This is a genomic window from Paraburkholderia dipogonis, assembly GCF_046027395.1.
GTDB classification, from domain to species: Bacteria; Pseudomonadota; Gammaproteobacteria; order Burkholderiales; family Burkholderiaceae; genus Paraburkholderia; species Paraburkholderia dipogonis_A.
In genome coordinates, this window is record NZ_JAQQEG010000026.1 from 76,447 (window position 1) to 90,864 (window position 14,418).

Genomic DNA, 14,418 nt, shown 5'->3' on the forward strand with positions numbered 1-14,418 from the left:
CTCCTTGACTATCAGCGGGCCGTCTCTCGATCGTCCCCGTTTGTAGGCACGTTCTCTTGCGCGTGGTCTTGGCGGTGTTAAGAAACCTTATGGCGAGGCCGTGGTCAGCGGCGCCGTATTCGATGCAGCATTTGCCTCGCGCTGCGCGAGCATCGCGTCGGCGATCTTCTCCGCCATCATGATGGTCGGGATATTCGTATTCGCCGAGGGCAGGCGCGGCATCAACGACGCGTCGACGACCCGCAGGCCGTGCGCGCCGTGCACGCGCCCCGAAGCGTCGGTTACCGCCATGACGTCGTGCGCGTGGCCCATCCGGCAAGTACCGCTCGCGTGCCAGACGCCGAACACATTCGCGTGGATGAAGTCTTCGAGCGCGCCCGGCTCGGCCAGCAGCGCGGACATGCGCTGGCCCCGCGTGAAGAAACGCTCGATCAGCAGTCGCCGCAGCGGCGCAGGCGTATCGAGCAGCATGCCGAGCAGCGATGTCAACACCGCATTGCCCTTGCCGACGCGGCTGAGCGCTTTCACACGCGATGAAAACGCAGCCGGGAAAAAGTCGCGTGAGTGGTCACCGAGACCCGAAGCCTCGACGATCTTCGCCAGCATCCGCACGCCGTATGCGAGGCGCGCGAGATCACGCGGATCGTCGAGCAGATTCAGTTCGACGCGCGGGCCTACAGCTGGATCAGCGGAAGCGAGTTGCACACGGCCGCGCGAATAAGGCCGGTTGCACCAAAGGAAAAACAAACCGAGCCGGTTGCCGAGCGCATGCCAGGCGGCGCGCGTCGCACTCGATAGATACAGATCGGACTCGTCGCAACCGGCGACGCCCGAGGTAAAACGCGCGGCCGTCATGCTCGCGCGACGGCGCGAGAGCGGCATGCGAAAACGCCGCCCGAGAAAATGACAGAACGTGAGCGATGGATGATCCTGCAGATTGCGCCCCACGCCCGGCAGTTCGACCCTGCACTCAATGCCGAGCGTGTCGAGTTCCGCCTTCGCGCCGATGCCGGCCCGCATCAGCAACGCGGGGGATTGCAACGCGCCCGCGCTTACCACGACTTCGTTCGCGTCGAAACGGATGCGCGCACCGCTGCGCTCCACCGCGACTACACCACGCGCGACACGCCCTTCCATGACGATCGACTCGACGTGCAAGTCCGCATAGATGTGCAGATTACGGCGCTGGCGCGTCACCTCGTCGAGATATGCGGTTGCGCTCGACACGCGCCGGTCGTCGAGATTCGAAAACGCGCCGGGAAAATAGCCGTCGCCGAATTCGGCGTTCTGATCCTGCAAGGCCGCGAAACCGTTCTTCCGCATGCCGTCGGCGAAGGCATCGCAAAACGCGGGCCAATACGCCGGCAAGATACGGCGGATCGGCACCGGACCGTCGCTGCCGTGCAACTCGCCAGCGGGGAAATTCACATCGCGTTCGAGCTTGCGGAAATACGGCAGCACGTCCTGCCACGCCCAGCCGCTCGCGCCGTTGGCGGCCCAGTCGTCGTAGTCGCGCGGCAAGCCGCGATTGGCCGACTGCACGTTGATGCTCGACCCACCGCCCATCACCCGGCCCTGCTCGTACACGCGAGGCGCGGCGGTGCGGGTGGCGCTCGCCTTCAATTCCGGCCAGATGTACGTGTCGCCGCAGAAAACCGGCATTGGATAGCTGTCGAGAATCGCGGCGGGCACCTTGCCCGGCGGCGTATCCGCGCCCGCTTCGATGAGCGCGACACGCAACGACGCAACCGCCGACAGGCGATGCGCGAGCACGCACCCTGCCGATCCGCCGCCGACGATCACGTAATCGAAGCGCTCCATCCACCTGTCTCCTTTGTCGACCGGAGTTAGCGCTTTAGCGCTTACTCCGGTCCCATGCAAGGCTGTCGACCGGAGTTAGCGCTTTAGCGCTTACTCCGGTCCCATGCAAGGCTGTCGACTGGAGTTAGCGCTTTAGCGCTTACTCCGGTCCCATGCAAGCTGGTTGCTGTTTTCCCGTTCGCCGTTGCGCCGCGGTCGCATTAGCTGCCGCGAAACACCGGTTTGCGTTTGCCGTGAAATGCCTCAACGCCTTCGCGGAAATCGTCGGAGGTACGCAGACGGCTATAGCAGTGCCCTTCGAGTTCGATCGCGATCGACAGCGGCGCGTCCTCGGTATCGTTCAGAAGCTTCTTCGCGGTGCGCTGCGCGAGCGGCGAGAAGGCGCGCAGTTCGTCGACCAGCGCGTCGGTCGTGGCTTCGAGTTCGGAGTCGGCCACGCATTCGACCGCGATGCCCCACTCGTAGGCCTGCTTGCCCGGAATGCGGCGCGAGCGCATCACGATGTCCTTGGTGCGGCCGATTCCGACCATCTGCTGCAAACGCGCCGAGCCGCCCGACCCCGGAATCTGGCCGAGTTTCTGTTCCGGCAGCGCGTAGAAGGTGGTGTCGGTGGCAATGCGGAAGTCGCACGCGAGCGACAGTTCGAAACCCACGCCGAAACAGAAGCCGCGATTGGCGGCGATCACCGGCTTCGAGCAACGCGCGGGCGCGGCGATATTCCAGGCGAGCTTCGACACGGTTTCCGGCGATGCTTCGAGAAAGCCCTTGATGTCGCCGCCGCTCGAAAAGTGTTCACCCTTGGCGCGCACCACGATCACGCGCACGCGCGGGTCGTCGTCGAGCGCCTCGAAGGCCGCGCGCAACTGGTCGCGCGCATGCATCGAAATCACGTTCAGCGGCGGCCGGTGCAGGATGATGTCGGCCCGCTCGCGTTGCGCGTCGATCTCGATGGAAAAGCCGTCGAGATCTTGCAGCAGGCTCTGGCCGCGGTGAGTCAGGTCGGTCATGAGGTTACTCCTTGGTAGTTTCCGTGTGAGGTGCAATGGATTCGCCGCGCGTGTCGCGTTGGTACTCGCCCGCGGACAGCTTGCGGCGCAGGATCTTGCCGACCGGCGACTTCGGTATGTCGTCGACGAACACGTATTCGCGCGGACGCTTGAAGTTGACGAGGTCGGAGGTGCGGCAGTGCGCATCGAGCGTGTCGGCGTCGACGTAATCGCGGCGCTTGACGAAGGCGACCACGCGCTGGCCCCAGCGCTCGTCCTTCACGCCGGCCACCGCGACCTCGTCGACCGCGGGATGCAGCGACAGCACCGACTCGATATCGACCGGCGAAATGTTCTCGCCGCCGCTGATGATCATGTCGTCGACGCGGCCCGACACGTACAGGTCGCCTTGCGCGTCGAAGAAACCGGTGTCGCCCGTGAAGTACCAGCCGTCGCGCAATGATTTGGCGTTTGCATCCGGACGGTTCCAGTAACCTTCGAAGGCTTCGTCGCCGAGCAGGTCCGCGATGATCTGGCCTTCTTCTCCCACTTGCGCCAGGTCCTCGGGCGTGTGGGCGTCGAGCCTGACGACGCGCAAACGCGTGTTGATGCCCGCGCGCCCCGCACTGCCAGGTTTTCGCGTGGCGTCCTGATCGATGCTGAAGGTGTAGACCTCGGACGAGCCGTAGTGATTGACGAACAGTTCCGGTTCGAACGCCGCTGAGAGGCGCTTGAGCAAACCGTCGTTCATCGGCGCGCCGGCGAAACCGAGCTTCTTCACCGTCGATGTATCAATCGACACGAAAGCCGGGTCGGCAAGCAGATCGTGATACAGCGTCGGCACCAGATAGAGGCAGGTGAGTTTGTGTTGCGCGATCGCATCGAGTGCGAAGCGCGCATTCCAGCGGCGCACGCAGACGAACAGGCCGTCCACCAGCGCCATCGAGAGCAGCGAGCGCACGCCCATCGTGTGATAAAGCGGCATCACGCCGAGTGTGCGTTCGCCGTGGCCATACAGATTCTGCGCGACGTGCGCGAGCGCGGCGGCACGTTCATGACGATGCCGGCGCGGCACGCCCTTCGCCTTGCCGGTGGTGCCTGAGGTGTAGAGAATCAGCGAGTAGTCGTCGGCATCCGCGCAGGTGTGCCCGGCGTTCAGCGCGTCCGGCGTGCTGTGCGCCATCAACGTTTCGAAACCCGCGGTGCAGCCTTGCACGTCGTCGAGACCGATACGCGGCAGACGTTGCGCTGCGGGACTTTGCGCGACGGCATCGGCGCAAACCGGCTCGTACACGATGGCCTTCACACCGGCATCGGTCACGCAGTATTCGAGTTCATCGGGTTTCGCGCGCCAGTTCAGCGGTACGATCACCACGCCCGCGAACTGGCAGGCCCAATGCAGAGTCGCCATCTCCCAGCGGTTTTGCAACACCACCAGCAAGCGGTCGCCATGCGCCAGGCCCAGACCGCGCAGACCTTCGGCCACCTTCACAATGAGGCGGTGCCACTGCGCGTACGTCAGCGTCAGCTCACCGTCGACCAGAGCGAGTGCGTTGGGGCTGCGTTCCACGCTTTGCAGAAAGGTTCGGCCGAGGTCAAGCATGGGCGGCCTCCACAGTCTCGCCGGCCGCCTTGCCTTGCCGGCGCCGCGCCGCCACGTCGAGCACCGCGGCGACGATCGGCGTATAGCCCGTACAGCGGCACAGATGGCCCGAGAGCATGTCGCGCACCTGCGCTTCGCTCGGATCGGGCACGCGCTGCAGATAGTCCGCGCACGACATGAGAATCCCGGCCGTGCAGAAACCGCACTGCAACGCATGATGACGCTGGAACGCCTGCTGCAGATCGCCCAACTGCATGGCGGGCGCGAGTCCCTCTACCGTATCGATACGACGGCCGTCGGCCTGCACCGCCAGCATCAGGCACGAGCGTCCCGCCACGCCGTCGACGTGCACCGTGCACGCGCCGCACACGCCGTGCTCGCAGCCGACGTGCGTGCCGGTCGCGCCCAGTTCGTGACGGATGAAATCCGATAGCAGTTCGCGTGGCTCGCAATAGCCGTTGCGTTCACGGCCATTGAGCGTCAGCGTGACGCACTGCCGCTCGCCCTGCCGCATCACGTGCACGACGTTGCCGTTCGATGTGTTGCTCACTTCGCCTCCTCGATCACGCGCCATCCGAGTTGCCGGACCAGATGCCGGCGATAGGTCGCGCTGTTATGCGCGTCGTCCTGCGCGCCCAGCTTCCAGCTCAAATCGTTCAATGCGCTACGCAGATCCTCGTCGCGCAGACGCGGCCATTGCTCGACCACCGGCCTGTCCGCGACGCCGCCCACCGCGAGGCGGATCGAATCGCTCGTCACGACGGCCGCGCAGGCGACCATCGCGAAGTCGCCATGGCGCGCGGAGAATTCCGTGAAGCCGTAGCGTTCGCCCGGCCGCTTTAGCGGAAAGCGCACGGCTTCGACCAGTTCATCCGGCTCGCGCGCGGTCATCAACATGCCTTGAAAAAACTCGCTGGCTGGCAGCACGCGGTGTCTCTTTTTCGAGCGCAGCATCACGTCACCGCCGAGCGCGGCCAGCACGAGCGGCAGTTCCGCGCTCGGGTCGGCGTGCGCTATCGAGCCGCACACCGTGCCGCGATTGCGGATCTGGAAGTGCGAGATATGCGGGAACGCCATCGCCAGTAACGGCACTTCATCGCGCAGCGATTCACGCCACTCGACGCTGCCTTGCGTCGCCGCCGCGCCCACCACCAGCAAGCCCGCCTTGTGATCGACGCGCACCGAGTTCAGCTCGTCGGTCCGCGAGATATCGATCAGCATGCGTGGCTGCGCGAGCCGCATGTTCAGCACCGCCATCAACGACTGGCCGCCGGCCAGCACGCGCGCGTCCTCGCCGCTTTGCGCGAGGGCATCGAGCGCATGCTGCGTCGTCATGGCGCGCAGATAATCGAACGGCGCGGGTTTCATGCGTGTCTCCTGAAACGGGCGAAGAGGCGCGAGAGCCACGAGCCGCCGGCGTGAACCGGTTTGCCCGCCGCCTGCCGGCCCAGCGATTCGAACAGTTGCCGCAACACGACTTTGGCCGCGCCTTCGAGCATGCGTCCGCCCACTGCCGCGACCTTGCCCGACACCTGGGCTTCGTAGTCGTAGGAAAGACGCGTGCCGTTTTCAATCGGCGTCAATTCGACGAGGCCGCTGCCGCGCGCGCTGCCGAGCGACGACATGCCCGCGCCCGCCAAACGCAGCCGATGCGGCGCGTCGATTTCCGACAGGCCGATCTTCGCCTCGAAGCGCGCCTTGATCATGCCGACGCCGACCGTCACGTCGGCGCGATACTGGTTCGTGCCTTCGGCTTCGAGCGCATGACAACCGGGAATGACCTTGGCAAGCGCGTCCGGATCGAGCAGCACGGCAAAAATCGCTTCCGGCGACGCCGGCAAATCGACGCTGCCCTGCGCGGTCAGCGCCTTGCCGCCGCTTGGCGTCGCCGGTTTGGCCGCCGTCGCGTCACGCAACTCGGGACGCGACGGCGCGGGGTCGTCGATGCCGATCAGCGCCATCACCTTCGACGGCGTCAGCGGCAAACGGATATCGTCGACGCCGAGCGCGTCCGCCACCGCATTCGCGATGCACGGCGGCGTGCTCATGTTGTTGCCCTCGCCGAGCCCTTTCGCGCCCAACGGCGTGAACGGCGACGGCGTCTCCAGATGCACGATCACCGGATCCGGCACTTCGCAGGTGGTCGGCATCAGATAGTCGGCGAGCGTGCCGGACTGGAAGCTGCCGTCCGCGCCGTAGCGGAATTCCTCCATCAGCGCCGCGCCGAGCCCTTGCGCGAACGCGCCGCGAATCTGGCCGTCGGCGAGCGCAGGATTCAGCAGCGTGCCGGCGTCGTGCGCGGTGACGTAGCGGTCGATCCGCACGCGGCCGGTGGCGCGATCCACTTCGACCCCGCACATGTCAAAGGCAAAACCGTACGCCGCCGACGTATTGACGCGATCGTTCTCGTCCGGCGCCGCCATATTGGGCGGATTCCAGAACACCGTCTCGCGCAGGCCGGGCTCTTCGCCTTCGGGCAACAGCGCGGGCGCCCAATGCGGCGCATTGGCGGCGACGCGGCCGAACGGCTGCGCGCGATCCTCGGCGCCCTTCGCATAGATGCGGCCTTCTTCGAAACGGATATCGTCCGGCGCGCAGCCCAACTGTTTCGACACGATGCGTGCGATCTTGTCGCGCACCCGTACGGCCGCCAGATGCACCGTGCCCGCCACCGCGCCGGCGAAGCGGCTCGAATAATTGCCCGCCGCCACCGACCACGCGTCCTTGTGCGTATCGAATTCGACATTGACGACGACATCGTGCGGCGAGACGCCGAGCACGTCCGCAACGACTTGCGCGCACACCGTCATATGCCCCTGCCCCGCGGGCGTCGACGCAATCGTCACCACCACGCCGCCGAGCAGATCGACGCTGACCGTCGCGCTCGCGATCGCCCCGCTCTTCGGCCCGGCTTTCTTGCGCGCGTCGGCGGGCATCACCGTCGTGATGTAGCCCATGTTCGACACTGACGGCTCGACGATCGCCGCGAAGCCGATGCCGTACAGACGCCCTTCCTTGCGCGCCGCCTCGCGACGTGCAAGCAGTTCGTCATAACCGCCTTCGGCCAGCGCGCGGCGCAGCGCTTCCTGATAGTTGCCCGAGTCGAGCAGCGCGCCGGCCGCGGCGCGATACGGGAACGCATCGGCGGCGACGAAATTGCGGCGGTACACGTCGAGCACATCGAGCTTCAGTTCGAGCGCGATACGCTGCATAAGCCGCTCAAGCGCGAAATACACCTGCGGTCCGCCGAAGCCGCGCACCAGACCCGTCGGCGTCTTGTTGGTCAGCACGACGCGGTTGCGCACCAGCAGATTGTCGATCGCATACGCGCCGGTCAGGCAGCCATGCATGCGATAGAACGTGGCCGGTTCCGGCGCGCGCAGATAGCCGCCGCAATCTTCGAGTTGATCGTAGGAGAGCGCCGTGATGCGGCCGTCGCTTTCCACGGCCGCTTCGAGTGTCGAGACGCGCGCGGTCGCGGAAGTGGCCGCGCTCAGATGTTCGAGCCGGTCCTCGACCCACTTCACCGGCGCGCCCGCCTTGCGGGAAGCGAGACACATCAGCACGACGTACGGAAACACCGCCTGCTTCACGCCGAAGCTGCCGCCCGAATCGCGCGGCGCCTTGTGACGCAGACGGTTGGCGGGCACGTTCAGCGCCATCGCCATCACCGCGTGCAGCGAGAACGGGCCCATGAAATTCGACGTGACGTCGTAGCCTTCATCGCCCGCCAGATACTCCGCGATCACCACGCCGCATTCGATCGGCGCGCAGCTATTGCGCGGATAATGCGCGACCAGTTTCACGCGATGCGGCGCTTTCTCGAACGCGGCCTCCGGCTCGCCGTAGCGGAAGTGCCGGTCGCTGATCACGTTGCTGCCCACCTTCTCGTGCAATACCGGCGACTCGTCGCTCGCCGCCTGTTCGATCGACGTGACCGGATCGAGCGTCGCGTACTCGACCTTGATGAGATCGAGCGCGTCTTCGGCGATGGCGCGCGATTGCGCCAGCACCACCGCCACCGGTTCGCCGACATAGCGCACGCGGTCCATCGCCAGCGCCCACTGTTCCATCGGCGATTTCACGCCGACCACGAAGGGCCGCGACCAGGCGCGCAGGTCGTCGCGGGTCAGGATCGCGCGCACGCCGGGTAGTGTCGAGGCGGCATCGGTGTCGATCGAGACCAGTTCCGCATGCGCGTGCGGCGAGCGCAGGATCGCGGCGTGCAGCGTGCCCGGACGGATGCCGATGTCGTCGCCATAACGGCCGCGGCCGGTGAGAATCGCGGGATCTTCCAGACGCTCCATCGGGCGGCCGAGATGCCGTTGTGGGCGTTTCTCCAACCCCGGCTCGCGTTCCTGCGTCGCCGTGTCGCCTGCATGAAGCGAGTCGCACTGATTCATTGGTCCGCTCCCGATTCGCGGCGCTGCACGAATTCGTCGGCGAGTCCGCTCCAGCGCTGCGCGATCTCGCGATGCTCGATACCGAACAGATCCAGAATCCGTCCCACCGTGTGGTCGACCACGTCCTCGATGGTCTTGGGATGCGCATAGAAAGCGGGCACCGGCGGCATGACGATCCCGCCCATCTCGGTGACGGCAGTCATGTTGCGCAGATGCGCGAGATTGAGCGGCGTTTCGCGCGCGACCAGTACGAGCCGGCGGCGCTCCTTGAGCATGACGTCGGCGGCACGTGTGAGCAGGTTGTCGGCGAAACCGTTGGCCACGCCCGCGAGCGTTTTCATCGAGCATGGCGCGATCACCATGCCCGCGGTGATGAACGAACCACTCGCCACGGCCGCGCCGATGTCGCGCACGTTGTAGACCACGTCGGCGAGGCGTTCCAGATCGCCGCGCGTCATGCCGAGTTCCTGTGCCGCCGTGACCGCGCCGGAGGCCGACACGATCAGATGCGTTTCATGCGTGCCAAGGCGCCGCAACGCGGCGAGCAGACGCATGCCGATCAGCGCGCCGCTCGCGCCCGAAACGCCCACGACGATGCGCTCACGTTTGTGCTCAGACATGAGTGTCACCCAGATAGGTGTCGAGCGCGGTGTTGTCGGCGGCGACGAGCGCGTCCAGATCCACGGTGTCCTGCCCCGGAATGCGCACCCGCGTAAACACGTGCGACGGATACACCACCGGCCGCGTGGCATCCAGTCCCATCTTCGCGCTCACGCCTTGCAGATGCGGCGGCGCGTCTTCCGGCTGACCGACGGTGGTCGACGGATCGAGCGGCGAGCCTTGCGCGCCTTCGATCAAGACCAGATCGCGATCGGCCTGGAAGCGCGTGGCAATCGCCCATTCGATTTCGGCCGGATCGTGCACGTCCACATCGGTGTCGACCACCACTACCTGTTTGATGTCGTAGTGCGCGCCGAACGCGCACAGAATCACGTTCTTCGCTTCGCCCTCGCGCTTCTTCTCGAACTGCACCCACAAGTGATAGCGGCACACGCCGCCCACGGACAGATGCACGTCCTTCACGTTAGGATGACTACGTTGCAGATGCGCGAGCAGAGTCGCCTCGCGCGGAATCGCGCCTAGCAGCAGATGTTCCATTTCCGCCGGCACGATGGTATGAAAGATCGGCTTCTCGCGATGCGTCACCGCGGTGACTTCGATCACTTCACGCGCTTCCTGAGCGCTGTAGTACTTGGGGAATTCGCCGAACGGGCCCTCCATTTCGCGCACGTTGGGCAGAATTCGCCCTTCGATCACGATCTCGGCAAAAGCCGGCACGTTGACGCCGTTGCTCACGCATTTGACGACCGGCAGCGGCGCGCCATGCAGCGCGCCGGCGATTTCCAGCTCGTCGGAATCGATCGGGGAAATCGCTTGCGAGGCGAGCATCGTCAACGGATCGACGCCGATGGCGATCGCGACGTCGAGCGCCTCGCCCGCCTCTTCCGCGGCTTTCTGGAATGCATACAGATGGCGCGGCAACAGCAGGATCGCCATGCGGTCCAGCCCATGCACCTGAATGCGATTGATCGAAACGTTCTGCACACCGGTACGCGGATTGCGTGCAATCACGAGACCCGCGGTGATGTACGGCCCATTGTCGTGCTCGCTATGGGTCGGAATAGGCAACAGCGTGTGGAGGTCGATACCGCTGGTATGCACGACCTGCTGGCAGGCCGCCTCAGCGCGCGGGATTTCCTTCGAGGGAATCGGCTGATCGGCCGCGTCGCGAAAGCGCGCCAGCAGATCGGCCTCGGCCACGCCCATCGCTTCCGCGATCCACGCGCGGCGCGACATGAAGCCGCTGACCACCGGCACGTCGTGGCCGCCCGGCTTCGTGAAGAACGCGGCTTGCGTGCCGTCCAGGCGCTTTGCAATCGCGGCGAGTTCGTGTTCGAGCGCGACCGGCTTGTCGATCGTCGCGACCCGGCCCGTGCGTGCCAGATGCGCCAGCCAGTCGCGCAACGTGAGCGCGCCGAACGGGCGAGCCCACGTCAGCTGGAAGGTACCGTGCGATGCCGCATCGCGAATGTTCATCTACGTCTCCATCGATGCCTGGCTTCATGTCCGAACCGGACTGCCAGTTGATGATGGAAGCGTAACGAGATCAGCTTATAACTTCTAATATTGATTATTGATGCGTCGAATCATTCCCGATGATATGCGTGTTAGCACCAATGACAGGCAATTGTAGGCAGGATATCAATAGACACCGCGTGGGCAGCGGCGCATCCTGGGGGCCGGGCTGAGGTTTCGCGGCATCCGTGAGGCGCGGTTCAGGCCTACATCTGATACGACGCGCCATTCTCATTACGTTTGCTGATGTTTTATTCATACCAACATGGACCTCAGGCAAATCCAGTATTTCATCGCGCTCTTCGAGGACGGTTCGGTCACGCGGGCGGCGAAACGCCTGAACATCGTGCAGCCCGCGCTCAGCATGCAGATCGCCAAACTCGAGGACGAACTGCATCAGCAGCTTTTCGAGCGCAACGCCCACGGCATGGCGCCGACCGCCGCCGGCCGGCTTATGTACCGGCTCTTTCTGCCGATCATGCGCGACCTCGCGCACGCGCGCCAGCAACTCGTGCAGCGCGACGAGGTGGTGACCGGCCATGTGTCGATCGGGCTCATCGCGTCGGTCACGGAAAGCGTGCTGGCCGATGCGCTGTCGCGTTTCCACGCGCGCTACCCCCATGTTGAAGTAACGGTGGCGGACGGCTACAGCGCGACTTTCATCGACTGGGTGGCGGGCGGCCAGCTCGACGCGGCGCTGATCAACAAACCGCGCGCGCGCCTCTCGCTCGACGCGCAGCCCTTGCTCGACGAAGAAATGGTGCTGGTGACGAGCGCCGAACACGGCCCCGAGTTGCCGCATGCGATCGAACTCGCGCAATTGCCTGAACTGGAGCTGGTCCTGCCGACCAAACGCCACGGCTTGCGCGGCGTGCTGGACACGGCCGCACAGCATGAAGACGTGCTGCTCGCGCCGCGCTTCGAAATCGACGTATTGAGCACGATCGTGAAGCTGGTGGAAAGCACGCACTTCGCGACCATCTTGCCGCGTATCGCCGTGCAGCGCGCGGTGCGCCGGGGCAGCCTGCGCGCCTATCCGATTCTCGCGCCGCGCATCGTGCGGCATATCGTGTGTGTGAGCCATCCGCGACGCCCGTTGAGCGCCGCGGCGGATGCGCTGGTGTCGATCATCGCCGACGAATTGCGCCAGGTGTCGAGCGCGTCGGAACTGGATGCAACGCTGAACGGGCCGTCCAGTGATGCATCGAACGAGCCGCGTTCAGTGCCTTTGTCCAAGGAGCGCCCCGTATAAACGCCGCGCGATGACGCGACGGCCGTCAGCCTTTGACGGCCACCGGCGCGTCTATGTCATGCGCCTTCAGACCCGACACCGTCACACGCAAGCCGTGCCGGCCCTCGTTGTTGCGCAGGGAAAGGTCCATCTGATGCCGCTCGGCGATGCGCGACACAATCGCGAGCCCGAGGCCGCTGCCCTCGCCTTGCGCCTCTTCGCCGCGATAGAAGCGGTCGAAGACCCGTTCGAGTTCAGTCTCCGGAATGCCCGCGCCGGTATCGACGACCTCGAAGCCAACGCGCGTACCGGCACGCTTCAATATCACATCGACGCGGCCGCCGCGCGGGGTATGCCGGATCGCATTGTTGATCAGATTGCCCAGCAGCACGCTCATGCCGTGCGGCTCGGCCAGCACGGTATAAGCATCGCCCTCCGTGCGCGCGCCCTCGCATTCCAGGCCGATGTCGATCTCTTTCGTTTCCGCCAGCAATGAAAAATCACCCACCGCCTGCTCACCGATCCGGCGCAAGCTGACCGGCACCATCGACGAGACCGGATGCGCATCTTCACGCGCTAGCGTCAGCAGTTGCTGCACCAGGTGAATGATGCGATTGACGCGCCCTTCGACACGTTCGAGCGTTTGCCCTTCGCCCTTTAACGAACCGTCGCGTGACGCGGCCTGCAATTGCAGCTTCAGTGCGGCGAGCGGCGAGCGCAACTCGTGCGCGGCATCGGCGATGAACGTGCGCTGCGCCTGCGACGCCGTGTGCAGCCGTTGCAGCAGATCATTGAGCGCTTCGACCAGCGGCTTGATTTCGACCGGTACGCTGCCGTCCAGACGCAGCGGTTCGAGCGAATCGATCGTGCGGGTAGACAGCGCGCGCGACAGCCCGCCGATCGGCGCCAGCCCGCGCGCCACCACCAGCAGGACCAGCACGATCGTCACCGGCACCAGCAGGCCGAGCGGCCAGAGCGTGTGCAGTGCGAGTCGCATCGCGAGGTCCTCGCGCACGGAGACAGGCTGCGCCACCTGGATATAGCGCTGTCCCTGCTGCACGGCGAAAGTGCGCCAGTGATACTCGTTGCGCTCCACCGTGTTGAAGCCCGCGGGCTGGCGCGCAAACACCGGTGCCTGCAGCGAGTGATAGATCAGCTTGCCGTCGGCGTCCCAGATTTCGATGACGACCCGGTCGTCGGCCAGACCGCCGAGGTCAGGGTCGCGATGTTCGCCGTCGCCCGCGCCGGCGAGATTCGACGGCAGCGACAGCGCGATCGTGCGCAACTCATAGTCGAACAGTTCGCTCGCTTCCTCGCGCGCCGTGTGGAAGATGCCGTAGCCGGCCACGCCCGAAGCAGCCGCCAGACCGAAAATCAGCCAGCCCAGCAGCCAGCGGCGAATCGACGTCATCAGCACCTCTTCAGACGGTAGCCCACGCCGCGCACGGTCACCACCTGATCCGCGCCGATCTTGCGCCGCAAACTATGCACATGCACTTCGATCGTATTGCTGCCCACTTCCTCACCCCAGCCGTACAGCTTCTCTTCGAGCTCGGCCTTGGTGAAGACGCGCGTCGGCTCTTCGATCAGCGCTTGCAGCAATGCGAATTCGCGCGGCACGAGCGGCACCGGCTCGCCGGACTTGGTGACTTCGTGTGCGGCGGGGTCGAGCGTGAGCTCGCCATGCGCGTATATCGGCTGCTTCTGGCCGGTGCGGCGCCTGAGCAGCGCACGCACGCGCGCGGCCAGCTCGTCGAGGTCGAATGGCTTGATCAGATAGTCGTCGGCGCCGGCGTCGAGGCCGCGAATCCGTTCGTCGACGGCGTCGCGAGCCGTCAGGATGATGACTGGCGCGGCACCGCCGTTCTTGCGGTAGACGTTGAGGACGTCGATGCCGTCCTTCTTCGGCAAGCCGAGATCGAGCAGCACCAGGTCGTACACACCATTGCCGAGCGACAGCTCTGCCGCGCGGCCGTCTTCGGCCCAGTCGATCGCGTAGCCGGCGCGGCGCATCGCGCCCAGTACCGTTTCCGCAATCATGTCGTCGTCTTCGACCAGTAGCAGACGCATGGTCTCTCCTCTCCCGTGTGTGCCCCGGCATTGTCCCGCCCGGTAGCTTAACGCTTCCTTATGGCTTGCTTATGTTTTGCTGAAGGGACGCTGAGGGGAGCCTTAAGTTGCCGTTAAGCGTGTCTTAAGCAGCCCATCCGCAGAATCGGCTCCTGTCATGCGGCACCC

General features: G+C 65.3%; 11 protein-coding genes. 1 reads left to right on the forward strand and 10 read right to left on the reverse strand.

What is annotated here, in order from left to right:
• Positions 1–87: 87 nt before the first annotated feature.
• The 8 genes from PQR32_RS25785 to PQR32_RS25820 form a co-directional block, all read right to left on the reverse strand.
• Positions 88–1,821 carry a GMC family oxidoreductase gene (locus PQR32_RS25785; RefSeq protein ID WP_408233433.1) on the reverse strand — a complete coding sequence of 578 codons (1,734 nt, stop codon included), beginning with the start codon at positions 1,819–1,821 and terminating at the stop codon, positions 88–90.
• Positions 1,822–2,021: 200 nt separating this feature from the next.
• Entirely contained in the window at positions 2,022–2,828 is an 807-nt protein-coding gene (locus PQR32_RS25790) for an enoyl-CoA hydratase/isomerase family protein (RefSeq protein WP_408233436.1), read from the reverse strand.
• 4 nt (positions 2,829–2,832) lie between these two features.
• A complete protein-coding gene (locus PQR32_RS25795; protein WP_408233439.1) occupies positions 2,833–4,410 on the reverse strand; it encodes an AMP-binding protein in 1,578 nt (525 codons plus the stop codon).
• Entirely contained in the window at positions 4,403–4,924 is a 522-nt protein-coding gene (locus tag PQR32_RS25800) for a (2Fe-2S)-binding protein (RefSeq protein ID WP_408233551.1), read from the reverse strand. Before PQR32_RS25800 ends, PQR32_RS25795 begins: the two co-directional genes overlap by 8 nt.
• 32 nt (positions 4,925–4,956) lie before the next feature.
• A complete protein-coding gene (locus PQR32_RS25805; RefSeq protein ID WP_408233442.1) occupies positions 4,957–5,778 on the reverse strand; it encodes an FAD binding domain-containing protein in 822 nt (273 codons plus the stop codon).
• Positions 5,775–8,813 carry a xanthine dehydrogenase family protein molybdopterin-binding subunit gene (locus PQR32_RS25810; protein ID WP_408233445.1) on the reverse strand — a complete coding sequence of 1,013 codons (3,039 nt, stop codon included), beginning with the start codon at positions 8,811–8,813 and terminating at the stop codon, positions 5,775–5,777. Before PQR32_RS25810 ends, PQR32_RS25805 begins: the two co-directional genes overlap by 4 nt.
• Positions 8,810–9,433 carry a UbiX family flavin prenyltransferase gene (locus tag PQR32_RS25815; protein WP_408233448.1) on the reverse strand — a complete coding sequence of 208 codons (624 nt, stop codon included), beginning with the start codon at positions 9,431–9,433 and terminating at the stop codon, positions 8,810–8,812. The genes PQR32_RS25810 and PQR32_RS25815 overlap by 4 nt, the downstream gene beginning before the upstream one ends.
• Positions 9,426–10,910: a UbiD family decarboxylase gene (locus PQR32_RS25820; protein ID WP_408233451.1), complete on the reverse strand. Its 1,485-nt coding sequence runs from the start codon at positions 10,908–10,910 to the stop codon at positions 9,426–9,428. The genes PQR32_RS25815 and PQR32_RS25820 overlap by 8 nt, the downstream gene beginning before the upstream one ends.
• Positions 10,911–11,214: 304 nt before the next feature.
• Between PQR32_RS25820 and PQR32_RS25825 the strand changes: the two genes are divergently transcribed.
• Entirely contained in the window at positions 11,215–12,201 is a 987-nt protein-coding gene (locus PQR32_RS25825) for a LysR family transcriptional regulator (RefSeq protein ID WP_408233454.1), read from the forward strand.
• A gap of 25 nt (positions 12,202–12,226) precedes the next feature.
• On the opposite strand, the gene PQR32_RS25830 is transcribed toward PQR32_RS25825, so the two are convergent.
• Together PQR32_RS25830 and PQR32_RS25835 are read right to left on the reverse strand one after the other, a co-directional pair.
• Positions 12,227–13,591 (reverse strand): sensor histidine kinase, encoded by a 1,365-nt coding sequence (locus PQR32_RS25830; RefSeq protein ID WP_408233457.1) that lies wholly within the window; start codon positions 13,589–13,591, stop codon positions 12,227–12,229.
• Positions 13,591–14,250 carry a response regulator gene (locus PQR32_RS25835; protein ID WP_408233460.1) on the reverse strand — a complete coding sequence of 220 codons (660 nt, stop codon included), beginning with the start codon at positions 14,248–14,250 and terminating at the stop codon, positions 13,591–13,593. Before PQR32_RS25835 ends, PQR32_RS25830 begins: the two co-directional genes overlap by 1 nt.
• Positions 14,251–14,418 lie beyond the last annotated feature (168 nt).

Bases quoted from the DNA above. Each gene is read 5' to 3' on its own strand.
- PQR32_RS25835 (WP_408233460.1), bottom strand. From the start codon at position 14,250: ATGCGTCTGCTACTGGTCGAAGACGACGACATGATTGCGGAAACGGTA.
- PQR32_RS25810 (WP_408233445.1), bottom strand. From the start codon at position 8,813: ATGAATCAGTGCGACTCGCTTCATGCAGGCGACACGGCGACGCAGGAA.
- PQR32_RS25795 (WP_408233439.1), bottom strand. From the start codon at position 4,410: ATGCTTGACCTCGGCCGAACCTTTCTGCAAAGCGTGGAACGCAGCCCC.
- PQR32_RS25800 (WP_408233551.1), bottom strand. From the start codon at position 4,924: ATGCGGCAGGGCGAGCGGCAGTGCGTCACGCTGACGCTCAATGGCCGT.
- PQR32_RS25825 (WP_408233454.1), top strand. From the start codon at position 11,215: ATGGACCTCAGGCAAATCCAGTATTTCATCGCGCTCTTCGAGGACGGT.
- PQR32_RS25790 (WP_408233436.1), bottom strand. From the start codon at position 2,828: ATGACCGACCTGACTCACCGCGGCCAGAGCCTGCTGCAAGATCTCGAC.
- PQR32_RS25785 (WP_408233433.1), bottom strand. From the start codon at position 1,821: ATGGAGCGCTTCGATTACGTGATCGTCGGCGGCGGATCGGCAGGGTGC.
- PQR32_RS25805 (WP_408233442.1), bottom strand. From the start codon at position 5,778: ATGAAACCCGCGCCGTTCGATTATCTGCGCGCCATGACGACGCAGCAT.
- PQR32_RS25830 (WP_408233457.1), bottom strand. From the start codon at position 13,591: ATGACGTCGATTCGCCGCTGGCTGCTGGGCTGGCTGATTTTCGGTCTG.
- PQR32_RS25820 (WP_408233451.1), bottom strand. From the start codon at position 10,910: ATGAACATTCGCGATGCGGCATCGCACGGTACCTTCCAGCTGACGTGG.
- PQR32_RS25815 (WP_408233448.1), bottom strand. From the start codon at position 9,433: ATGTCTGAGCACAAACGTGAGCGCATCGTCGTGGGCGTTTCGGGCGCG.